General features: G+C 58.3%; 20 protein-coding genes. 13 read left to right on the top strand and 7 right to left on the bottom strand.

What is annotated here, in order from left to right; genetic code table 11:
• Complete coding sequence (mtnA, locus tag AC13D2_RS08885) at positions 1-1,065, bottom strand: S-methyl-5-thioribose-1-phosphate isomerase (protein WP_292046353.1); 1,065 nt, start codon at positions 1,063-1,065, stop codon at positions 1-3.
• A gap of 159 nt (positions 1,066-1,224) precedes the next feature.
• Here mtnA and AC13D2_RS08880 point away from each other — a divergent pair, with 159 nt between their 5' ends.
• The 8 genes from AC13D2_RS08880 to rdgC all read left to right on the top strand — a co-directional run bounded on the left by AC13D2_RS08880 (position 1,225) and on the right by rdgC (position 7,095).
• The gene (locus AC13D2_RS08880) at positions 1,225-2,565 is read left to right on the top strand and encodes a TRZ/ATZ family hydrolase (protein WP_300499128.1); all 1,341 of its coding nucleotides are present in this window, start codon (positions 1,225-1,227) and stop codon (positions 2,563-2,565) included.
• A gap of 34 nt (positions 2,566-2,599) precedes the next feature.
• On the top strand, positions 2,600-3,328 hold the full coding sequence (gene ubiG, locus AC13D2_RS08875; RefSeq protein ID WP_420390927.1) for a bifunctional 2-polyprenyl-6-hydroxyphenol methylase/3-demethylubiquinol 3-O-methyltransferase UbiG: 729 nt from the start codon (positions 2,600-2,602) through the stop codon (positions 3,326-3,328).
• Positions 3,325-4,011, top strand: coding sequence for an HAD family hydrolase (locus AC13D2_RS08870; RefSeq protein WP_420390926.1), 687 nt, complete (start codon positions 3,325-3,327; stop codon positions 4,009-4,011). Before ubiG ends, AC13D2_RS08870 begins: the two co-directional genes overlap by 4 nt.
• Before the next feature lie 46 nt (positions 4,012-4,057).
• Positions 4,058-4,807 carry a YciK family oxidoreductase gene (locus AC13D2_RS08865; RefSeq protein ID WP_292046358.1) on the top strand — a complete coding sequence of 250 codons (750 nt, stop codon included), beginning with the start codon at positions 4,058-4,060 and terminating at the stop codon, positions 4,805-4,807.
• Entirely contained in the window at positions 4,807-5,040 is a 234-nt protein-coding gene (locus AC13D2_RS08860; protein ID WP_292046360.1) for a glutaredoxin family protein, read from the top strand. Before AC13D2_RS08865 ends, AC13D2_RS08860 begins: the two co-directional genes overlap by 1 nt.
• 12 nt (positions 5,041-5,052) lie before the next feature.
• The gene (yaaA, locus tag AC13D2_RS08855) at positions 5,053-5,823 is read left to right on the top strand and encodes a peroxide stress protein YaaA (RefSeq protein WP_292046361.1); all 771 of its coding nucleotides are present in this window, start codon (positions 5,053-5,055) and stop codon (positions 5,821-5,823) included.
• Positions 5,824-5,849: 26 nt separating this feature from the next.
• On the top strand, positions 5,850-6,050 hold the full coding sequence (locus tag AC13D2_RS08850) for a DUF2788 domain-containing protein (RefSeq protein ID WP_007151670.1): 201 nt from the start codon (positions 5,850-5,852) through the stop codon (positions 6,048-6,050).
• Positions 6,051-6,165: 115 nt separating this feature from the next.
• On the top strand, positions 6,166-7,095 hold the full coding sequence (rdgC, locus tag AC13D2_RS08845) for a recombination-associated protein RdgC (protein WP_292046362.1): 930 nt from the start codon (positions 6,166-6,168) through the stop codon (positions 7,093-7,095).
• A 10-nt stretch (positions 7,096-7,105) separates the two neighbouring features.
• Here the strand turns inward: rdgC and AC13D2_RS08840 are convergent, their stop codons facing one another.
• The gene (locus AC13D2_RS08840) at positions 7,106-9,850 is read right to left on the bottom strand and encodes a bifunctional acetate--CoA ligase family protein/GNAT family N-acetyltransferase (RefSeq protein ID WP_482938498.1); all 2,745 of its coding nucleotides are present in this window, start codon (positions 9,848-9,850) and stop codon (positions 7,106-7,108) included.
• Positions 9,851-10,022: 172 nt separating this feature from the next.
• Here AC13D2_RS08840 and AC13D2_RS08835 point away from each other — a divergent pair, with 172 nt between their 5' ends.
• Positions 10,023-10,949, top strand: a complete 927-nt coding sequence (locus AC13D2_RS08835) for a histone deacetylase family protein (RefSeq protein WP_300499108.1) — start codon at positions 10,023-10,025, stop codon at positions 10,947-10,949.
• A gap of 17 nt (positions 10,950-10,966) precedes the next feature.
• On the opposite strand, the gene AC13D2_RS08830 is transcribed toward AC13D2_RS08835, so the two are convergent.
• Positions 10,967-11,890 carry a flagellar protein MotY gene (locus AC13D2_RS08830; RefSeq protein WP_482938497.1) on the bottom strand — a complete coding sequence of 308 codons (924 nt, stop codon included), beginning with the start codon at positions 11,888-11,890 and terminating at the stop codon, positions 10,967-10,969.
• Positions 11,891-12,056: 166 nt separating this feature from the next.
• On the opposite strand from AC13D2_RS08830, the gene pyrC reads away from it, so the two are divergent.
• Positions 12,057-13,088, top strand: coding sequence for a dihydroorotase (pyrC, locus tag AC13D2_RS08825; protein WP_300499102.1), 1,032 nt, complete (start codon positions 12,057-12,059; stop codon positions 13,086-13,088).
• A 124-nt stretch (positions 13,089-13,212) separates the two neighbouring features.
• The gene (gene rnt, locus AC13D2_RS08820; RefSeq protein WP_007151676.1) at positions 13,213-13,848 is read left to right on the top strand and encodes a ribonuclease T; all 636 of its coding nucleotides are present in this window, start codon (positions 13,213-13,215) and stop codon (positions 13,846-13,848) included.
• Between the two features lie 58 nt (positions 13,849-13,906).
• Here rnt and AC13D2_RS08815 read toward each other — a convergent pair whose 3' ends face one another.
• Positions 13,907-15,892 (bottom strand): SDR family oxidoreductase, encoded by a 1,986-nt coding sequence (locus AC13D2_RS08815; protein WP_007151677.1) that lies wholly within the window; start codon positions 15,890-15,892, stop codon positions 13,907-13,909.
• A gap of 409 nt (positions 15,893-16,301) precedes the next feature.
• Here AC13D2_RS08815 and AC13D2_RS08810 point away from each other — a divergent pair, with 409 nt between their 5' ends.
• Both AC13D2_RS08810 and AC13D2_RS08805 read left to right on the top strand, forming a co-directional pair.
• On the top strand, positions 16,302-16,601 hold the full coding sequence (locus tag AC13D2_RS08810; protein ID WP_300499094.1) for a hypothetical protein: 300 nt from the start codon (positions 16,302-16,304) through the stop codon (positions 16,599-16,601).
• A 24-nt stretch (positions 16,602-16,625) separates the two neighbouring features.
• Complete coding sequence (locus tag AC13D2_RS08805; protein WP_300499091.1) at positions 16,626-19,478, top strand: insulinase family protein; 2,853 nt, start codon at positions 16,626-16,628, stop codon at positions 19,476-19,478.
• 7 nt (positions 19,479-19,485) lie between these two features.
• Here the strand turns inward: AC13D2_RS08805 and AC13D2_RS08800 are convergent, their stop codons facing one another.
• From AC13D2_RS08800 to AC13D2_RS08790, 3 genes are read right to left on the bottom strand one after another with little or no spacing between them, the layout of a single operon-like run.
• Entirely contained in the window at positions 19,486-20,124 is a 639-nt protein-coding gene (locus AC13D2_RS08800; protein ID WP_482938496.1) for a TIGR04282 family arsenosugar biosynthesis glycosyltransferase, read from the bottom strand.
• On the bottom strand, positions 20,108-20,842 hold the full coding sequence (locus AC13D2_RS08795) for a TIGR04283 family arsenosugar biosynthesis glycosyltransferase (RefSeq protein WP_300499086.1): 735 nt from the start codon (positions 20,840-20,842) through the stop codon (positions 20,108-20,110). Before AC13D2_RS08795 ends, AC13D2_RS08800 begins: the two co-directional genes overlap by 17 nt.
• A gap of 25 nt (positions 20,843-20,867) precedes the next feature.
• Positions 20,868-21,236: a DUF488 domain-containing protein gene (locus tag AC13D2_RS08790; RefSeq protein WP_300499083.1), complete on the bottom strand. Its 369-nt coding sequence runs from the start codon at positions 21,234-21,236 to the stop codon at positions 20,868-20,870.
• Positions 21,237-21,311 lie beyond the last annotated feature (75 nt).

The raw sequence follows: 21,311 nt of genomic DNA, 5'->3' as shown, positions 1-21,311 counted from the left end.
TCAGCTAAACAGTCCCGCCATGCCGGTCAGATTCGGCGTACTGACAACGCCCTTCTCAGTGACGATGACGTCGATCAGACTGGCCGGCGTCACATCAAACACCGGGTTGAAGGCCTTCACGCCGGTGGGAGCGACCTGAACGCCCCGAACCTGCCTGAGCTCCTCCCCCTCGCGTTCTTCAATCGGGATGTCCTTGCCCGACGCGAGGGCCATGTCTACTGTACTGGACGGTGCCACAACCATAAAACCGACTTTATGATGCCGGGCCAGGACCGCCAGGCTATAGGTACCAATCTTGTTGGCGACATCGCCATTGGCCGTAATTCGGTCCGCGCCGACAATCACCCAACGCACATGACCCGCCGCAAGTATCGAGGCCGCCGCCCCATCCGCATTGAGCGTCACCGGAATTCCATCCCTTGCCAGTTCCCAGGCGGTCAGTCGGCTACCCTGAAGCCAAGGCCGGGTCTCATCGGCAAACACATCCTTCAACAGCTTTTTCTCATGCAGCCGCCGGATCACTCCCAGCGCTGTGCCGTAGCCGCCGGTGGCAAGTGCCCCGGTATTGCAGTGGGTCAGAACCGAAAACGGTTTGCTGGCATCCATGTGGGCCAGTGCATAATCCGCCATAGCCAGATTGGCGGACAGGTCGTCCTTATGGATTTGAACTGCCGTTTCGGAGAGGCGCTTTACCGCCTCCTCCAGGGAATGACACTCAGAAAACACCTGTTCCATTTTCTGCAGCGCCCAGAACAGGTTCACCGCCGTTGGCCGGGAGGCCGCCAGTTCGCGAATGGCCTGCTTGATCTCCGCTTTCCAGTCACCGCCACCCGCGTGCCGGGCCGCGAGGGCAACACCGTACGCAGCACTGATTCCGATCGCCGGTGCCCCACGTACCACCATATCGCGGATACTCTGAGCCACCCCGGCGGAGCCCTCCAGCGTAATCCAGTGTTCCCGATCCGGCAGCAGCCGCTGATCCAACAATTCAAGACTTCCACCATGCCAGCGAATGGCTACGGTGCCGATAGCACGATCACTGGATGAAACAGGGGCGCGACTCATTCATTAACTCCTGAGGATTACAAAACGGCAGTATACCTGTGTTAATACGGTAAACTCAGCCCCCAGGGTAGTTCTCAACCGGGCCGGTCGCTATACTTTCGGGCTACATTTCAAGACAGCGTGGCCCCGTTCCAGGCTGCACGTACAAAGGCAGGGTTAATGACGGCAGACACCATTACCGCAGCGGACATTCGCATCAACGCACGCTGGCTTATTCCCATCGAGCCCACCGATGTGGTTCTGGAACATCAGGCGGTTCTCGTCCAGGGTGACAGGATTGCCGCCGTCGTATCGCAAGACGAGGCGGACGCCCGCTTCCGTGCCAAGGAAGTCATCGACCTTCCCAGCCATGTGGTACTGCCCGGCCTCATCAATATGCACGGCCACGCTGCCATGTCACTTTTCCGTGGCATGGCCGATGACCTCCCCCTGATGACCTGGCTCAACGACCATATCTGGCCTGCCGAAGGCGCGTTTGTCAGTGAAGCGTTCATCGCCGATGGCACTCAGCTTGCCATGGCGGAAATGCTGCGCACCGGTACCACCACGTTTTCCGATATGTACTTCTTTCCGGAAATCGTTGCCCAATTGGCACACGACGCCGGTATGCGCGCACAGGTCTGTTTTCCGTTGCTGGACTTCCCCACTCCATGGGGCAGCGGGCCGGATGAATACCTGTCCAAAGGCGAAGCGTTCATAAAGCAGTGGCAGGACAACACCTTCATCATGCCGGCCATTGGCCCTCATGCGCCCTACACCGTATCCGACGAGCCACTGAGTAAAGCCGTGGCGCTATCGCAGGCAACGGGCGCCCCCATTCAGATTCATCTGCATGAAACCGCCTTCGAAGTTGCGGATGCCCTGGAAAAGTCCGGCAAGCGCCCTACTGCGCGCCTGGCGGAGCTGAAGGTACTCGGCGCCAACACCCAGTGCGTGCACATGACGCAAATCGATGAGTCAGACGTAGCGCTGCTCCAGTCGACCGGTGCCCACGTTATCCACTGCCCGGAATCCAACCTGAAACTGGCCAGTGGCCTGAGCCCGGTGCAAACATTCCGCAAGGCCGGCGTCAATGTCGCCATAGGCACGGATGGCGCGGCCAGCAACAATGACCTGGACCTGTTCGGCGAACTCAACACCGCTGCGATGCTGGCCAAGGTGGTCGCAGACGACGCCGCGGCGCTGTCCGCGCATGAGGCACTGGCTATGGCTACCATCCAGGGAGCAAAGGCGCTTGGGCGCGATCATGAACTGGGAACGCTGGCCGCCGGCAAACTGGCGGACATCATCGCGGTGGATCTCGGCGATCCATTCCTGCAGCCGGTGTATGATCCCGCCTCTCATCTGGTTTACAGCAACCATGGCCGCCAGGTAAGCCATAGCTGGATCAACGGCGTACCCCAGGTACAGGAGGGCAAACTCACCCGCATTGACGTTCCAGACCTGATGCTACGCGTCCAGGGCTGGGCGGACCGTATTCGCGAACAGCAAACCAGTTGACGCTCACACTTTCAGCGACCAGGCAGAACGGCACATGACTAACCACAACGTAGACCAGAACGAAATCGCCAAGTTTGAGGCACTGGCCAGCCGCTGGTGGGACCCCACCAGCGAATTCCGGCCCCTGCACGACATCAACCCCCTGCGACTCAATTACATTGATGAACGTGCGCCCCTGGCCGGCAGGCGGGCGCTGGATGTCGGTTGCGGTGGCGGCCTGCTCTCCGAGGGTATGGCTCTGCGAGGTGCCCATGTCACCGGCATTGATATGGGGGAAGCGCCGCTATCCGTCGCAAGACTCCATGGTATGGAAAGCGGCATTGAAGTGGACTACCGTCAGATCACCGTGGAAGAACTGGCGCAAGACCCGGAACACGCAGGCCAGTACGATGTGGTGACCTGCCTGGAAATGCTTGAGCATGTGCCCGACCCGGCGTCGGTGATCAGCGCCTGCGCCACCATGCTCAAACCCGGCGGGCATCTGTTCGTGTCCACCATCAACCGCAACCCCAAGTCGTTCCTGTTCGCCATCGTGGGTGCGGAATATATGCTCCGCCTACTGCCCAAGGGTACCCATGAGTGGCGCAAGTTTATCCGGCCGTCCGAGATGTCCGACCATCTCCGCCATGCCAGCCTGGACATCCGCGACCTGACGGGCATGACCTACAACCCGATTACCAAAACCTACCGACTGGGCCGGGATGTGGACGTGAACTACATGATGCACGCCATGGACACGCGAGAGGACAGTACGCCGTCGTGAACGTTACCCCCCCAGAACCTGCCGTGCCAGCACGCCCTTCGACAGTCCTGTTCGACCTTGACGGTACGTTGATTGATACCGCGCCGGACTTTATTCGATGTCTGAACGAACTGCGGCTCTCTCACGGCTTGCCAGCGCTGCCGGCACCGCATATACGGCGCTCTGTCTCCAACGGGGCCCGAGCCATGATCAAGGTTGGCTTCGGGCTAGAGCCGGACCATCCCGACTACCTGGAAAAGCACACCGCGTTTCTTGACCTTTACGAGGCCGGCGTCGCCGTGGAAACCACTCTGTTCGAGGGCATGGACAACCTCTTGAAAAGCCTCGAAGCTCGCGGTATCCCCTGGGGCATTGTCACCAACAAGCCGGTTCGCTTCGCCGTTCCGTTGGTGGAAGCCCTGGGACTTGCAAACCGCTGTGCAGCGGTGATCTGCCCCGACCATGTTACCCACCGCAAGCCCCATCCAGAAGCTCTGTTCCTGGCCTGCAAGGAAGTGGGCGTCGAACCGACAGCGGGTATTTACGTGGGCGACCATGAGCGCGATATCGAGGCCGGTCGCAACGCAGGGATGACAACCATTGCCGTTCGTTACGGTTATATCGAGCAGCCTGAAACCGTTGATCTGTGGCAAGCCGACCTTATTGCGGACACCGTCAGCGACCTGGCAAAACTGTTACAATAGCGACGATGGCAGCACTATTTCAGCATTTCCCAAATGGAGACTCAGAATGCAGGACTATCAAGCACCGGCCGACCTACTGAAAGAACGCATCATCATGGTGACCGGTGCCGGCAGCGGGATAGGAAGGGCTGCAGCAAAGGCCTATGCTGCTCACGGCGCTACCGTCATTCTCGTCGGCCGCACCGTCTCAAAGCTGGAATCCGTCTACGATGAAATCGAAGCAGCGGGTCATCCCAAGCCAGCCATCGTACCGCTGAATTTTGAAGGCGCCGCCGTGAAGGAATACGAAGAGCTGGCCATGACCATTGAAGACAACTTCGACCGGATCGACGGTCTTCTCCACAACGCCGCCATTCTCGGCACTCGCAGCCCAATCGAACTGTACGACCCGGAAATCTGGAACAAGGTCATGCACGTCAATGCCACCGCGCCCTTCCTGCTAAGCCGGGCGATGATTCCGTTACTGCGCAAATCCGACGATGCATCGGTGATTTTCACCGCCTCCGGCGTCGGACGCCGGGCCAAACCCTACTGGGGCGCCTACGCGGTCTCCAAATTCGCCATTGAAGGCCTGAGCCAGATGCTGGCGGAGGAACTGGACGACGACCGCCATAACGTCCGCGTGAACAGTCTCAACCCCGGCGCCACCCGTACCAATATGAGAGCCACCGCGTACCCGGCTGAAAACCCGGGCCAGAATCCAGCGCCGGAGGAACTGATGCCGGTGTACCTGTATCTGATGGGAAAGGACAGCCACGACGTGAATGGCCAACAGATAGACGCACAGCCGAAATAATGGAACTGATTTTCTACACCACGTCCCAATGCCACCTGTGCGAACTGGCAGAAGCCCTATTGATCAGAACGCCCATGCCAGAACCGGTACCCGTGGACGCCGTGGACATTGCCCAGTCCGAAAAACTGGTTGAACGCTATGGCACCCGGATTCCGGTGTTGCGCCGTAACGATACCGGTGAGGAACTGGACTGGCCGTTCACCAGCGACCAGTTAATGAATTTTCTCCGATGAGGACAGCCTGACATGTTGATGGTGATATCCCCCGCCAAGACACTGGACTACGAAAGCCCGCTGGCGACCCAAAAGACAACCCAGCCGGACTTTCTCGACGATGCCTGCGAACTGGTGGACCAGCTTAAAGACCTTGAGCCCCACGACATCAGTAACCTGATGGGGATCAGCGACAAGCTCGGCCAGCTCAATGCTGAACGCTTTCGCACCTGGCACACCCCCTTCACACCGGATAACGCCCGCCAGGCGGTGCTTGCCTTCAAAGGCGATGTTTACACCGGCCTGGATGCGGAAAGCTTCAGCGAGAAAGAGTTCGAGATCGCCCAGAAGCGATTGAGAATTCTGTCCGGCCTCTACGGCGTACTCAAGCCGCTGGACCTGATGCAACCCTATCGTCTGGAAATGGGCACTAAATTTGAGAACCGCCGGGGCAAGGATCTGTACGCTTTCTGGGGCAGTAAGGTAACCGATGAGCTGAACCGCTTGCTGAAGGCTGGTGATGGTGTGCTGGTAAATCTGGCCTCCAACGAATACTTCAAGAGCGTTCGCAAAAAGGATCTCGAAGGCCGCCTGGTTACCCCTCAGTTCAAGGACTGGAAAAACGGCCAGTACAAGATGATCAGTTTTTACGCCAAAAAGGCGCGGGGCCTGATGTGTCGTTACGCCATCCAGAACAACATCACCCAGGCCAGCGATCTGAAAGGCTTTGATCTGGAAGGTTACCGCTTCAGCGAAGAGCAGTCAGATGCTGACAACTGGGTTTTCCTGCGGGATAAACAGTAACCTTTTCACTGAATCCGGAGACATGAATGAGTGAAGCCGTTTTCTCCCAGCTCGCCATGCTGGTGTTTCTCACTGGCCTGATCGTCTGGATGGGATTCATCGTGTGGGACCTGGCCAAGAAATCCCAGGCCGGCCGGTTTGGCACCATCATTTTATTCACCATACTCGGTGCCGGCGTGGTGGGGTTCATCATCAAGACCGTGATGGTGGAGATTATGCAGCTCTAGCTTCCCAGAATGAGGTTTTCAGCATTGTCACTTTACGGCCACGGACCCGTGGCCGTATCATCCCCACCCTTTTCAGACTCTCACCATCACTGAATAACCAACAAGGACCCGGACCATGTGGTTTCGTAATGCCCGCGTATTCCGTTTTACCAAGCCATTCGAAATAACCGCCGAAGCCCTGGAAGAAAAACTCCAGGAAGACGCCTTCAAGCCCTGTGGTCCCCAGGAAACCTCACGCCAGGGCTGGGTACCGCCCATGGGTAAGCACAGCGACCTGCTGGTTCATAGCGCCGGCGGCTATCACCTGATCGCCTTGCGCAAGGAAGAGAAGCTGCTGCCCGCCTCCGTTATCAAGGAACTGGTGGACGAGAAGGCTGAAATGATTGAAGCGGAACAGCATCGAAAGGTGCGGCGCAAGGAAAAGGACGAACTGAAAGAAGAAGTGACGCTGGAAATGCTGCCCCGGGCATTTTCCAAGAACCGTCGCTGCTACGCGTATCTGGCACCGGCAGACGGCGTACTGATTGTTGACGCAGGCTCCTCCAAACAGGCGGAAGACCTGGCCTCCACGCTTCGCAAGAGTCTGGGTTCACTTCCCGTTCGCCCGCCAGCCGTGGAGCAGGCGCCAGCCTTCACCTTCACCGGCTGGCTGAACGAGTCCATCGATCTACCCGCAAGCATCGAGCTGGGCACTGAGTGCGAACTGAAAGACACGTCCGAAGACGGTGGTGTGGTGCGTTGCAAAGGCCTGGACCTTCAGGGCGATGAAATCCGCAGTCATCTGGACGCCGGCATGCAGGTGACCAAGCTGTCTGTCACCTGGGACGACAACCTGTCGTTCGTGCTGGACGAAGAACTGGGCATCCGTCGCCTGAAATTCGGCGACACCCTGCAAGAAAAGCTGGACGATGTGGATGCGGATGACGCAACAGCACGCTTCGATGCCGCATTTTCACTGATGACCCTGGAATTGGCCAGGCTGATTCCGGGCCTGTTGGAAGCCCTGGGTGGCGAGGACCGGTCCGCCATCGTGGAAGAAGGCTGAACTTAACGATTCAGTGGGACGTCTGTTCCAGACGTTCCCGCTGCCAGTCCTTTTCCGGCTCGTTCAGTACCAGCGTCAGATCCATCACTTCCTCTTCCGTGTTGTAGTGGATCTCGAAGCCCAAATGCTCCGCCAGTTGCAGCATGGGACGATTGTCCGGTAACACATCACCCACCATCTCCACCGTGCCCTTGGCACGGCAATAGTCGATCATCTTCTGCATCAGGGCCACGCCCAGACCCTCGCCTTTCATCCTGTCGTGCACCATCACCGCAAACTCACAGCGCAGGTTGTCGGCGTCTGTCCAGGTTCGCACCGTTCCCAGGGTTTCCTCGCCCTCGCCGTCTTCCCTTGGCGCGTTGGCTATAAAGACCATTTCCCGGTCGTAATCGATCTGCACCATCTGGGCCACGTCTTCACGGGAGAAGTGCTTGCGGTACTGGAAAAAACGGTAGCGGATGGACTCCGGGGACTGAAGCTCATGGAAGGCACGGTGCGCCGGTTCGTCTTCCGCCAGTACCGGGCGAATGATGACACGGCGCCCGGACTTCGGCAGCACGATCCACTCCTCCAGCTCCCTGGGGTACGGTTGGATAATCGGCCGCCCCGGTTTATCAGCCAGGTCAATCGCCACGTTCACCGCAACCGTGCCCTGGTCATTGAACAACAGCGGTGAGATCTCCAGCCCGCGAATCTCCGGAATATCGATCACAATCTGGGACAGTGTCACCAGGGTTTCCGAGACCGCGCGTATGTCCTCCTCGGGCTTCAGGCTGTGTTCTTTCAGCAACTTGTACATGTAGGTGCGCCGCAATAGCTCCCGGGCCAGCACCATATTCAACGGTGGCAAGGCAATCTGGCGATCCGTCATAACGTTGATATGCGCGCCAGAGGCACCGCAGACCACCAGCGGCCCAAACAACTTGTCCCGGGTGATCCCCACACTGAACTCGATGCCACCGACGTGCTGGTAGGAACGTTGCACCGCAAAACCCAGAAAACCGCTGTCAGGGTAATGTTTCTGGTATTCGTCCATCAGGAAGCGACAGGAATCCATAATCGCCCCCTCACTGTTCAGTTTCTGAATCGTGCCCTTGTAACGGCGTTGTCCAGGGCTGAGCTCAACGAGCGGATGACAGGCTTGCTCATGAATCAGCGTGATGTCCACCGGCCGACGCTCCACGGCGAAGACTTCCAGCACTTCCTCCATATCGTCGCAATACATGGTCTCCACGGCGTTAATGCCGTAATTGCGGATCACGTCGCGGGCTTCCTGATTGGACAAATGCGCCCGACCGGAGCGAATGGCATTCACTACGATACGCCGTGTCTGGGTGTGGTCGGCCAGATGGTCGGTAAAAGACTCCGGTGTTTCCGTCAGCAGCCGTTGCACACGCTGGTGTCGCACATGCTGCATGAACGCCATAACGGCCTTCTCGGGGTTGAAGAACGAGGGTACGCCCGCCCGATAAAACTCATCGCGGGCATCCAGCACCGTACTTTGCCCCAGCCAGCAGGTGAACACATTAAGACGCGTACCCTTGGCCGCCTGTACCACGGCATCGGCAATCCGCAGGCTGTCCTCAGTCAAACTGGGAGCATACATCACCAGAACGTTGGCCACTTCCGGGTCTTTGGCAAGAATTTTGATGGCCTGAGCGTAGAGCTCCGGCGAGGCGGCATAACCGAGGTCAATAGGGTTCTTTCGGGTCCAGTACGGTGGCAGGAGTTCCGCCAGTGAATCAATCGACTTGCCCGACAGCTTTGCCAGTTCACCCCCCAGATACGCCAACCGGTCTACCGCCAGTACGCCAGGGCCAACGCCGTTGGCCATAATAGCCAGGGTTTCCCGCCTCAGGGGTCTCATTCGCGTCAGAGTTTCCAGCGCATCGAACATCTGCCCCAATCCATCCACACGCAACACACCGGCACGCTGGAGCATGGCATCGTATATAGGATCACTCTGTGTCAGCCCTGCAGGCAGCTCGTGAGGGAACCACTCGGACTCCGGTACACGGCCGCTTTTCACCGCAATGACTGGTTTGGTGCGAGAGGCCACGCGTACGGCGGACATAAAGCGGCGGGGATTGGGAATATTCTCGATGTGCAGCAATATTGCGCGGGTCTGGCTGTCCTGGGCCAGATAGTCGATCAGATCGTCATGATCAATATCCATCCCATCGCCCAGCGTCAGAAAGTAGGAAAACCCCACACCCCGGGCGAACGCCCAATCAATGACTGAACTGGCGATGGTGCCGGATTGGCCCACAAACGCCACCTTTCCGGGAATAGCCCCCATATGCGCATAGGTGGCGTTCAAGCTACGAGCGGGCACCATCAAACCAATGGTATTGGGACCAAGCACCCGAATGCCGGTTTCCCGGGCGGCATCGCGAACCGAATACATCAGGGGCTGGCCGGTTTTGCTGTGGCTCCGGGACATGCCGCCGGTCATCACAATAGCCGTGCGTACACCCGCCTCGCCCAGTCGCTTGATCATCTTGGGTACGGTATCCGGAGGCGTACAGATAATCGCCAGATCGGGGCTGAACCCCATGCGGGACACCTTCTTGACGCAGGGTACACCATGAACGTTGTCGTAATCGTTCTGGTTCACCACCATCAACTGGCCGGGATAACCACCCCCAAGCAGGTTCCGCAGAACCATGCCACCCAGGTTATCTGCCCGTTCCGAGGCGCCGATCACCACAATAGACGACGGGTTGAAGAGGCTTTCCAGATAACGGGTGCTCAAGTTTCACTCCTTGATTCGGGTCGACAGGCCGTGTGTACATCTTATCTTAGGCGCTTGCCTGGCGATGTAAAACGGCTATCACCGCCATAAGACCAAAGAAACGCAGAAAGCCGGCCCTATCCCTGATAATATTGGACAAAATACAAGCACAGCCAACGCGTTCGGGACCAGTATGACAACGGGATTCTTCTCTCACGACGACTGCATGAAACACAATATGGGGGCGGAGCACCCTGAGTGCCCGGAGCGACTGGCAGCCATCACCAGTTATCTGGCCGACACCGGCCTGGGACAACACCTCGACTGGGTGCGGCCCGACGAAGCCACTCGGGACCAGTTGCAGACCGTGCACCCCGAACGCTACCTGAACCAACTTGATCTGATGCAGCCCACCCGGGGACGCGTGTATACCGACCCCGACACAGCCATGATGCCGGACACCCTGAGAGCCGCCCGCCTTGCCGCTGGCGCCAGCATTGAAGCGGTCGATATGGTGCTCAGTAGCCAGCTTACCAACGCGTTTGTCTGCGCCAGGCCACCCGGGCACCATGCCGAACGCAGTAAATCCATGGGTTTCTGCTTCTACAACAACATCGCGCTGGCCGCCATGCGGGCCCTGAACTTTCACCAGTTGGAGCGGGTAGCGATTATTGATTTCGACGTTCACCAGGGCAACGGCACGGTCGACATTGTGGGCGGTGATGAACGCATCCTGATGTGTTCCAGTTTCCAGCATCCGTTCTATCCACATTCCCACGTGCATCGCCAGGCGGAAAACATCATCAATACGCCCATTCAGGCGGGCACACCGGCGGCCGAGTACCGAAAGATCGTGGAAGCGGCGTGGCTGAAACGGCTACAGGACTTCCGCCCGCAACTGGTGCTAGTCTCCGCCGGCTTTGACGGGCACCGGCTGGACCCGATGGCGGAGTTGAACCTGGAAGTAGAGGATTACCGCTGGTTGACGGAAATGATCACCAGCGTGGCCAGCGACCACGCCAACGACCGTGTCATCTCGACCCTGGAGGGTGGCTATCATTTGAGGGCACTGGCCGAGAGTGTCAACGCTCACCTCGAGGTGCTCGACGCCATCCACTGAGATTGCCGAGTGCAATGTCAGGTATTTGGCGTCGCGGCCTCGTAGCCATTGGCTTGTTGAAGCTCAGGCCGTTCGCCTTCCCGCTGGAGGCGAATTGTGGTGCGCCGGTTGTCTGCCGGGCGGCGAGATACCGGGTATTGGTCCGCATGGGCCCTGGTGGTCACCAGATCAGCCTCGATGCCCTGCCCGATCAGGTAATCCGCCACGGCATTGGCCCGCTCTTCGGACAGCGCGCGATTGTCGATACGGCTACCACTGCTGTCGGTGTGCCCATCCACGAACACCCGTTCCACCGTGGAATCCGCCTGTATATACATCACAATATTGTCGAGAAACCGACGGTCAGCTTCGGACAGACTGGTGCTGCCTGACGCAAAGGAAATGCGGGACCGCTTGATCTGATCGTAGTTGACCGGCAACAGGCCGGCCGTGCAGCTTCGATAACCAGAGAACTGACCCGCAAAGTTAATGTTGGATACTTTCACCCGTACCGGGCTGCCGTCGTACCAGGACTCACGCGTAACCGTTGGGTCCATCCCCTCCAGCAGGCTCTGGACAAGCACCATGGCCAGGCGTGACTCAAGCATCAACGGCCGAGGACTGTCGTCTACGTTAACCCGACCAAGGGGACGGGGGGCAGTCCCCGGGCGCCAGGACGGCGCTTCCATCACCAACTGAGCCTGTCCTGGACGCATGAGCGGCGTTTCCGACTCCAAAAAGAAGGACAGCGACTCGCCCGCCTTGTGGCGGAATACGGCGCGGCCGTAGCCCGGAACCTGATGCACCAGAGCACACTCGAACACGGACTCCGACAGGTACCACTGGCTGTTCTCAATACCAGCACCAAAGGTGGCGGCTTGCGTCAAAGCAGGACCTGATATCAGTGTGCAACACACACCGGAAAACACTGCACCACGCAGGAAGGCGGAAATTCGTGCCATACCATCCATCCGTCAGAAAAGAATCACAACCCTTGTAACGGCCAAAGCCAGTCTTTCTTTAGGACACCCGCCAAAACAATCACTGTCGGCTTCTGATATAATTTCGCCAGAATTTTTCTTTCAGGGGTTCATGTTTGACGGGCCCCAGCACATCCCGGAACCGTAAATGACCGAACAACTGATCATCACCCGTCCTGACGACTGGCACCTTCACGTGCGGGATGGCGACATTCTCAAGGACGTAGTACCTGCCACCGCCCGCTGCTTTGGCCGCGCCATCATCATGCCGAACCTGGCGCCGCCGGTGACTGAGGCCGAACAGGCCATGGCCTACCGTAGCCGGATACTGGCTGCAGCTGGTGACACCGGGTTTGATCCGCTGATGACGCTGTACCTCACAGAAACCACTACGCCCGCGCAAATCAGGGATGCCAAGGCTGCAGGCGTGGTTGCCGCCAAACTGTATCCGGCCGGCGCCACCACCAACTCTGCGTCCGGCGTGACCGACATTCGCAACATCTATCCGGTGCTGGAGGCCATGAGTGACTGCGGAATGCTGTTGCTGGTCCACGGCGAAGTCACCGACGTAGACATCGACATCTTCGACCGGGAAAAGATCTTCCTCAAGCGCGTACTGGCGCCGACCATGGAGGCGTTTCCGGATTTGCGGGTGGTTCTGGAGCACATCACCACCGCCGATTCGGCCGAATTCGTGCGTGACCATGACGGTGACAACCTGGGTGCCACCATCACGCCGCAACACCTGATGTACAACCGCAACCACATGCTGGTCGGCGGCATTCGTCCTCATCTGTACTGCCTGCCGATCCTCAAACGCAATCGGCACCAACAGGCGTTGCGGGATGCAGTGGTCAGCGGGGACCGTCGTTTCTTCCTGGGAACGGATTCTGCGCCGCACTCGAAAGACAAAAAGGAAACTGCCTGTGGCTGCGCCGGCTGCTACTCGGCGTTCAGTGCCATGCCCCTGTATGCGGAGATTTTCGAAGACCTGGGCGTCCTGGACAAACTGGAAGCCTTTGCCAGCTTCAATGGCGCTGACTTCTATGGCCTGCCCAGAAACAGCGATACCATCACGCTGGTGAAAGAATCCTGGGACATGCCGGACGAGCTGCCTCTGGCTAAGGGTACCATCGTGCCTTTGAAGGCAGGCGAAAGCCTGAAATGGCGTCTTGTCTGAACATCATCCAGACCAACCGTTCCCGGTTAATCGTTCCTTACCAACCATTCCTTTACCAGGCCTGCAACCCTGGCCAGAGACTCCAGGAGTTTAAGTGACTGAAGAACATAAAGAACCGCATCCCATGTCCCGCCGCTTCCGTGGTTTCCTGCCGGTTGTGGTGGATGTGGAAACCGGTGGTTTCAATCCTGAGAAGGATGCCCTGCTGGAAATTGCTGCGGTCATACTGACAATGGACGACGACGGCTGGTTGAAGCGGGCTGAAACCCACGTGCAGCAGATCGACCCGTTCGAGGGCGCCAACCTGGAGCAATCTGCGCTGGACTTCACCGGTATCGACCCGTGGAACCCGGAGCGGGAAGCGGTTCCGGAGCGGGAAGGTATGAGCGAGATTTTCGGGCCCATCCGCAAGGCGGTCAAAGCCCACGATTGCAAACGGGCCGTGCTCGTTGGCCACAACGCCACCTTCGATCACAACTTTGTGTTCGCCGCCGCCCTGCGTTCAGACATCCGCCGCAACCCGTTTCATCCGTTCTCCACATTCGACACGGCAACGCTAGCCGGCCTGGCCTATGGCCATACCGTATTGGCCCAGGCCTGCAAGCTGGCGGGCATTCCGTTCAGCAACAAGGACGCGCACTCGGCCGCCTATGACGCTGAGAAAACGGCCGACCTGTTCTGTGGCATCGTCAATCGCTGGCGCGAAATCGGTGGCTTTCCACCGCCGCCGGTACCCGACGACACAGAAGAGGCGCCTTGATAGACAGCCACAAAAAACCCCGCACGAAGCGGGGTTTTCTGGTCTTCAGGGGGCAATACTACCAGTAAATACCCCGCATGATCGCCGCAAAGGCCACCTGCTCGGAGGACACCTTCGGCTTTGCACCGGAACGGCTGCCGGCAGCGGCCGGAGAGTCCGGGAACATGCGGTAACCGGTGTTCATCACGATCTCGCCCATCTTCGGCGCCAGCGCCTGCATGACCTGGGCAAAAATGCCCAGACGCGTGGCGATGCGCTTGGGACGGTACACGATGGCGTCTGCCACCATTTCCGCCGCTTCGTCCGGAGTCAGTGTGGGCACCGAGTCGTAGATTTTGGTGGGCGCGATCATCGGCGTTTTCACCAGCGGCATATTGATGGTAGTGAAGGTCACGTTGCGATCCGACCATTCCGCCGCCGCACAACGGCTAAAGGTATCCAGCGCTGACTTGGACGCGACGTACGCCGAGAAACGGGGCGCGTTGGTCAACACACCGATGGACGAAATATTGACCACGTGGCCGCGACGACGCTCCAACATAGCCGGTGCAAAACCCATGATCAGGCGAACAGAGCCGAAGTAGTTCAGCTGCATGGTACGCTCAAAATCGTGGAAACGGTCGAACGACAGCGCCAATGAGCGACGAATGGAACGGCCAGCGTTATTGACCAACACGTCCACATGGCCGTGATTGTCCAGCACCGTTTTTACGAACCGATCGCAGTCATCCATGTCGGCAAAGTCGCACTGGTAGGCATGAACGTTGCCTCCACGAGCTTCCAGTTCCGCAGCCACTTCCATCAGGCGTTCTTTCTTGCGAGCGCCAATCACCAGAATGGCACCAGCATCCGCCAGTTTCTGCGCCGTCGCCAGGCCAATACCAGAAGTACCGCCGGTGATCACACAGACCTTTCCTTCCACCGTGCCTCGCAGGGTGCGGTCCTTGAACAGGTCAGGGTCCAGGTTACGCTCCCAGAAGTCCCACAGAACAGCTGCATAGCTTTCCAGGCGCGGCACGACGATACCGGTATCCTTAAGGACTCGCTCTGTCTCTCGGGCGTCAAACCGTGTGGGATAGTTGATGAACGACAACACCGAAGGCGGAATGCCCATATCGTCCAGCAATGCGGTGGTCAGACGCTTAACGGGCGGCAGATTCTTCAGGCTCTGGCGGATGAACGGCGGCACAAACCCGAACATGCGCGAGTCGATACGCATCGCCATACGGGGAGCATGACCGGCTTCGGAGAAAATATTGAGAATCTCACCCACTTTGTAGGGGTCGGAATCCACCAGGTGGAAGCAGTTCCCGTCCTCGCCTTTCAGGTGCGCGATGTGATCCATCGCATTCACCACGAAATCCACCGGCACAATGTTCAGTCGCCCGCCCTCGATGCCGATCGTCGGCACCCACTGTGGCAGTGCGTGGCGAATTTTCTGGATCATCTTGAAGAAGTAATAAGGCCCGTCGACCTTGTCCATTTCACCCGTCTTGGAATGGCCAACCACCATACCCGGACGGTAGATCCGGAACGGAACCTTGCAGCTCTCGCGAACCACCTTTTCGGATTCGTGCTTGGTCAGCAGGTAGGGATGGTCGAGCTTTTCCGCCTCCTCGAACATGTCCTCGCGGAAGGTGCCCTTGAACAGGCCGGCCGCCGCAATGGAGGACACGTGGTGGAAGCACCCGGCTTCCATGGCTGCTGCCGCATTGACGGCACTGTGGGTGCCCTCGATGTTGGTCGCCTGCTGGGACTTTTCGTCCGCCCCCATGTCGTAAACAGCGGCAAGGTGGAAGAAATGGTCAATGTTACCCTTGAGCGATTTCATCGTCTTGGCATCGATGCCCAGGTTCGGGCTGGTAAGGTCGCCGATCACTGCTTTCACCCTGGACTCATCCGCGCCCCAGCGCTCCCTCAACTTGTCCAGCTTTTCCTGTGATTGCTCGCGCACCAGTACATGTACTGTGCCACCGCGAGCCAGCAGTTTTTCAACGAGAAAACGGCCGATAAATCCGGTGCCACCCGTCAGAAAGTAATTCATTGATAGTCCACCCTGCTTGTTGCTCAGTTGTTGTCTTTTTCCTTTGTTACCATCGACAATATTAGACCAAAGTCTTATACCGCCGATGCACGCCGGCATTGTACTTAAATGCAACACTCATGTATCGAACTTTTTTAGAGCATTTACTCTGTAAGCCCCTGATTTAATTAGAGCATTTACTCTAGCTCATGCATGCAATACACGCCGGAACCTGTTCGGTTAACCGACATGCTGAAATTGAGACTAGCACAAGGTGGGCCGGCTGCCCGCAAATCCTAGTGTCCCGTCTGGCAAACTTGCATTACCGGAAGGAAATGAAACCTGACGGTTGCAGTGACATAATCGGAACCTTCAACGGCAGTTTCTGTCTCTATACTCTCTACATTTCCCGCATTTCGGAACCTGGAACATGCACAAAGACGATCCCAACGCTGAACGCTACATTGCCATTGCACGTGCCTGCCTGAAGGCCATCAACGACACCGCCGCCGACGCCGGCACCCGGGAACAGAAAATCCAGGCGGTGTATCAGGCCATTGACCACGCCTTCCAGGCCGAATTCGCGGATTATCGCCAGTCCGTTGCGGTGATGGGGACGGTTCTTGAGCGCATTGCCTCCGGCCAACTCGATGCGGACGCAGCCGTCAGCCTGGCGAAGAAAACCCTGGACCAACAACCGGAAAGTACCCGTAACGCCCTGATTCATTAACGTTTCAACGCAAAGAGAGACTGTATGCACCCTGGCATCCATGGATTTGCCCAAGGTTTCCTTGGCCTGAAGCAAGGATTTCTACTGGCGCTGGTATTGGCCTTCAGTTCGGTTACCCTGGCGAGCCAGTCGCCCCTCAAAAGCCCGAATGACGACAACCTGTACCGTTATGTGCAGTTGGACAACCAGCTTCGGGTGCTACTGATTTCCGCGCCGGGCTCCGATAAAGCCGCAGCATCCATGAACGTCGCCGTCGGCAGTGGCGACGACCCTGCCAACCGAGAAGGCCTCTCTCACTTCCTCGAACATATGCTGTTCCTGGGCACGGAAAAATACCCCGACCCCGGCGAATACCAGCAGTTCATAAAAAGCCATGGCGGCAGCCACAACGCATTTACCGCCTTCCAGGACACCAACTACTTCTTCGACGTACAGGCGGAGCACCTTGACGATGCTCTCGATCGCTTCGCGGAGCAGTTTTCAGCACCCCTGTTCACTCCGGAACTGGTGGATCGCGAACGCCGCGCCGTACATTCGGAGTTCAGCGCCAAACAAAAGGACGATAGCCGCCGCTTCTACTCCGTCAAGAAGGCCGTCAGCAATCCCGACCACGCGTTCCACCAGTTTGCCGTCGGTAACCTGACCACTCTGGAGAACACCGACAAGCGCCCCCTGCGCCCGGACCTGATCGACTTCTGGAAGACCCACTACTCCTCCAATCTGATGACGCTTGCCGTCTACGGCCCGCAATCGCTGGATCAGCTCGAAGCCATGGTACGAAGCCGCTTCGACCGCATCGAAAACCGCAACCTGAACGCAAAGGTTCACGATGAGCCGCTGTTTAGTCCGGACACCCTGCCCGCCCGCGTGCACGCCGATGCGCTGAAGGATATCCGCAACCTGACGCTCACCTTCCCCATCCCGTCTCAGGAAGACCACTACCGCGACAAGCCGGCCAACTACGTCGCCAGCCTGCTCGGCCACGAAGGCCCGGGCAGCCTGTTTGACGTGCTGAAAAAGGCTGGCCTGGTGGAAAGCCTGTCCGCAGGTAGCGGCATGGATACCGGCCAGGAAGCCACCCTGGAACTGAACATGGCGCTGACTCCGGAGGGCCTCGAAAAGCAGGAAACCATTCTGGAACTGACCTTTGCCTACATTGACGAGGTGCGTGAGGAAGGCATTTCCCGGACCCGTTTCGAAGAAATGAAACAACTGGCGCAGATCGACTTCCGCTTCCGGGAAAAAAGCCAGCCCGTGCAGGAAGTCATGCATCTGTCTCGGCAAATGCGGCACGTGGCGCCGGAAGACGTGCTCCAGGCACCGTGGATGATGGAGAGCTACGTCCCTGATAAATACCGGCGCATTCTTGATCGTCTTACCCCGGATAACGTGCTGGTGTCCGTCCTGGAAACAGAGCCGAACATTGAAGGCCCCAACCTGACCCAGTGGTACGACGCCGCCTGGAAATTGAAGCCTCTCGCCATCCGGGACATTCGGCAACGGGACGACAACCCCATGGTGTCGAGGCTGGCCCTGCCGCTCGACAACCCCTTTATTCCCGAAGAACTCGACATGATCGACGGCGCGACCATGGAGCAACCGGTCTCAATGGGCAAGGTCAGTGGTATGGAGGTCTGGTACGCTCGGGACACCCGGTTTGAAACGCCCAAGGCCAACGTGTACCTCAGCCTGCGAACCCCGGCGACACGGGCATCCGCTCGCAGCAATGTGTTGTCGTCGCTGTTGGTGGATGCCATCAACACCAACGTGAACGCCTGGGCCTATCCCGCCCAACTGGCGGGGCTCGACTACAGCATATACCCCCACCTTCGGGGCATCACCGTCCGCGTCGGCGGTTACAGCGACAAACTCCATACCCTGATGACCCGCATCCTGACCCAGGTAGCGGACCCCACGCTCACCGACCAGCGCTTCCGCATAGCCCGGCGAAACATGATCGATGGGCTACTGAACAAGGCCAAGGAACGGCCTGTGCAGCAGACCTCTGAACGCATCCAGAGCCTGCTGATCGAGGGCGCCTGGAGTACAGAAGAGAAACTTAAGGCCGCCCGGGAAGTCACGCTGGATGAACTCAAATCCTTTGCCGAGGCGTTCCTGGCTCAGGTTGACCCGGTAATGCTCGCACACGGCAATATGACACAAGCTTCCGCCCTTAACCTCACTAACCGTATCCATGCCATGGTGCTGGACGACAGCGAGCTGACAACGGTCGAGCGCAGCCGCGTTCGTGCCTTACCGGAGGGTGAAACCGTGTTACCGCTGGAGGTAGACCATCCGGACACTGGCTACACCCTCTATGTACAGGGTGATAACACCGGCTTTGAAGAACGCGCCGTGTTCCGCCTGCTGGGGCAGATTATCAGCAGCCCGTTCTACGAAGAGCTCCGTACCAATCGCCAGCTTGGCTATATCGTCTACGCCACCCCGTTCGAAATGCTGGAAACCCCGGCGCTGGGCTTCGTGGTGCAATCCCCTGAAGCCAGTGGCGACCAGATAGATCAAGCCCTACGAGAATTTTCCACAACGTTCAAGGACACGCTATCCAACCTCTCGGAGCAGGATCTGGCGCGCGAGAAACAGGCTGTCACCAGCCAGCTGATGGAACAGGATCGGCAACTTGGGGAAATCTCGGAGCGTTACTGGCGTGAAATCGACCGGGGCGCGACCGACTTCAATTCACGGGAGAGACTGGCCAAGGCTATACAACGCGTGAGCCGGGAAGCTCTGGTTAATACTTTGCAGAAGCAGGTCATTGACCGTAAACAGGCATTGCGGGTGTTCACCGCAGCCGAGGTAAAAAACAACGACAGTGTGATTGAACAGTTGCTGCAACGCAGTGCTGTTCCCGATGCCTGATCAGCGCTCAGCCTGAAGACTGGCCCATGAACCGGTGCCAGTCTTCGGGTTCATCCACGTCCCATCGTTGCGGAAGTAACCTGAACGACACATTCGCCTGCGTAAGGCGGTCGCAGGTTTGCGACAATGCCTTGTCCGTTCCCCAGGCGACGTCGGCCAGCATACCCGGGATGACCCGACGAGCACCGATGAGAACATAGCCGCCGTCTTCCGACGGGCCCAGCACCACATCCACCTCGTCCAGCGCTGCCACCGCCGTGCGCACATAGTCCGCATCGACAGAGGGGCAATCGCTGCCCACAATCATCGCCTTACCAAACCCACGCAACCCTGCTTCCAGCGCCTGCAAAATGCGCTCTCCCAGTACGTCGCCCTGCTGCAGGGCTTGTGCAACGCCGTGGGCTTCAAGCCTTTCCAGGACGGGGGTAGCCCCTTCCGGTGTACTCTTCAGTTCCCGGTCCCACAGGAAACGGACGGTATAACCACTGGCCACCAGATTATCGAGCACGGCCAGGCTGAGCCTGATGTGTGCCTCCATAGCCCCTTCTGCGCCCAGTTCCGGCATCAGACGGGTTTTCACCCGGCCCGCTTCCGGCCATTTGGAAAACTGCATAACCAGTGCTGAAGCATCAGGATTGACGGGCATTACGGACATCCGATTGGTAGAGGGCAACAAGGGTTTCCGGCGAGTCGCCGCGCCAATAGCGCCAGCGCAGTCGCCACATCAGCAGGATGGTACGCCAGGCACCGTGCTGTTCCCAGCGTCGGCTGTCCGTGACCACCGGATCGGTAATACGGAACGGTCGTGACACCAACCTCAGCCGGGAGGATAGTTCCACGTCCTCCATCAATGGCAATTCTTCAAAGCCGCGCAGGGCCTCAAACACCGGCCGACGCACGAACAGAGCCTGGTCGCCAGTGGCGATGCCAGTCACCCAGGAGCGTTGATTCATGAACCAGGCGATCACCCGGTACAGCACGCGCTGACCGGTGAGGCGTACATCAAATCGCCCCCATGCCTTACGGCTTGCATTGAACTGATCCAGTGCCACGAGGGCAGACTCCGGTAACCGGGTATCAGCGTGCAGAAACAGAAGGACATCGCCACGCGCGACTCGAGCGCCGGCGTTCATTTGCACAGCCCGCCCACGGCGGGACTGGATAACACGGTCACAGTGCCCGTCCGCCAGCCTGGCGGTACCATCATCACTGCCACCGTCCACCACAATCACTTCATGACCTGCCGCCCTGAGCGGCCGCAAATGATTCAGGGTGTCGCGAATGGTAGCGGCCTCCCGCCATACCGGCACAATGCAGCTCACGCGCTGCGCCGGCTCTGAAGGTTCGTGCAATGCTGTCTTCAATGCGTCTTATATCCCCGGTGCCCGATCAAACTGGTAACTGCCTTGCCTCAATAAACTGTTTCAGCGCTACCGCATTATTATGATCTGTATCTTTGGCTGCAAATACCAGTGTGATTCGTTCGTGCTTATCAACATAGGAAGCCAGAGTGCTAAGGTCCGCATTATCGGTCAATGTCAGTTCCTGTCGATACTTTTCCAGAAAACTGTCCCATTTGGCTGGATCGTGACCGAACCACTTCCGAAGTTCATTGGAAGGCGCCAAGCCCTTCAGCCACTCGGTCAAATTGGCCTTTTCCCTCGTGACTCCCCTAGGCCATACCCGATCAACCAACAGCCTTGGCCCGTCAGAACGAGCCGGCTCATCATAGGCACGCTTCAGCCGAATTTCTGTCACAGCGATCTCCTTCTATTCTGGAAGTATTCCGCAAGCCCTTGAGACACATCACTCAGCCCGCTATCATACCCGCCT

It is taken from the genome of Marinobacter sp. B-12, assembly GCF_056857915.1.
Note: the sequence above shows the minus strand (reverse complement) of the source record. Positions and strands in the feature narration are given on the sequence as shown.

Excerpts from the sequence above, each read along its gene's own strand:
- mtnA (WP_292046353.1), bottom strand. The coding sequence starts at position 1,065 with ATGAGTCGCGCCCCTGTTTCATCCAGTGATCGTGCTATCGGCACCGTA.
- AC13D2_RS08880 (WP_300499128.1), top strand. The coding sequence starts at position 1,225 with ATGACGGCAGACACCATTACCGCAGCGGACATTCGCATCAACGCACGC.
- ubiG (WP_420390927.1), top strand. The coding sequence starts at position 2,600 with ATGACTAACCACAACGTAGACCAGAACGAAATCGCCAAGTTTGAGGCA.
- AC13D2_RS08865 (WP_292046358.1), top strand. The coding sequence starts at position 4,058 with ATGCAGGACTATCAAGCACCGGCCGACCTACTGAAAGAACGCATCATC.
- AC13D2_RS08860 (WP_292046360.1), top strand. The coding sequence starts at position 4,807 with ATGGAACTGATTTTCTACACCACGTCCCAATGCCACCTGTGCGAACTG.
- yaaA (WP_292046361.1), top strand. The coding sequence starts at position 5,053 with ATGTTGATGGTGATATCCCCCGCCAAGACACTGGACTACGAAAGCCCG.
- AC13D2_RS08850 (WP_007151670.1), top strand. The coding sequence starts at position 5,850 with ATGAGTGAAGCCGTTTTCTCCCAGCTCGCCATGCTGGTGTTTCTCACT.
- rdgC (WP_292046362.1), top strand. The coding sequence starts at position 6,166 with ATGTGGTTTCGTAATGCCCGCGTATTCCGTTTTACCAAGCCATTCGAA.
- AC13D2_RS08835 (WP_300499108.1), top strand. The coding sequence starts at position 10,023 with ATGACAACGGGATTCTTCTCTCACGACGACTGCATGAAACACAATATG.
- AC13D2_RS08830 (WP_482938497.1), bottom strand. The coding sequence starts at position 11,890 with ATGGCACGAATTTCCGCCTTCCTGCGTGGTGCAGTGTTTTCCGGTGTG.
- pyrC (WP_300499102.1), top strand. The coding sequence starts at position 12,057 with ATGACCGAACAACTGATCATCACCCGTCCTGACGACTGGCACCTTCAC.
- rnt (WP_007151676.1), top strand. The coding sequence starts at position 13,213 with ATGTCCCGCCGCTTCCGTGGTTTCCTGCCGGTTGTGGTGGATGTGGAA.
- AC13D2_RS08815 (WP_007151677.1), bottom strand. The coding sequence starts at position 15,892 with ATGAATTACTTTCTGACGGGTGGCACCGGATTTATCGGCCGTTTTCTC.
- AC13D2_RS08810 (WP_300499094.1), top strand. The coding sequence starts at position 16,302 with ATGCACAAAGACGATCCCAACGCTGAACGCTACATTGCCATTGCACGT.
- AC13D2_RS08805 (WP_300499091.1), top strand. The coding sequence starts at position 16,626 with ATGCACCCTGGCATCCATGGATTTGCCCAAGGTTTCCTTGGCCTGAAG.
- AC13D2_RS08800 (WP_482938496.1), bottom strand. The coding sequence starts at position 20,124 with ATGCCCGTCAATCCTGATGCTTCAGCACTGGTTATGCAGTTTTCCAAA.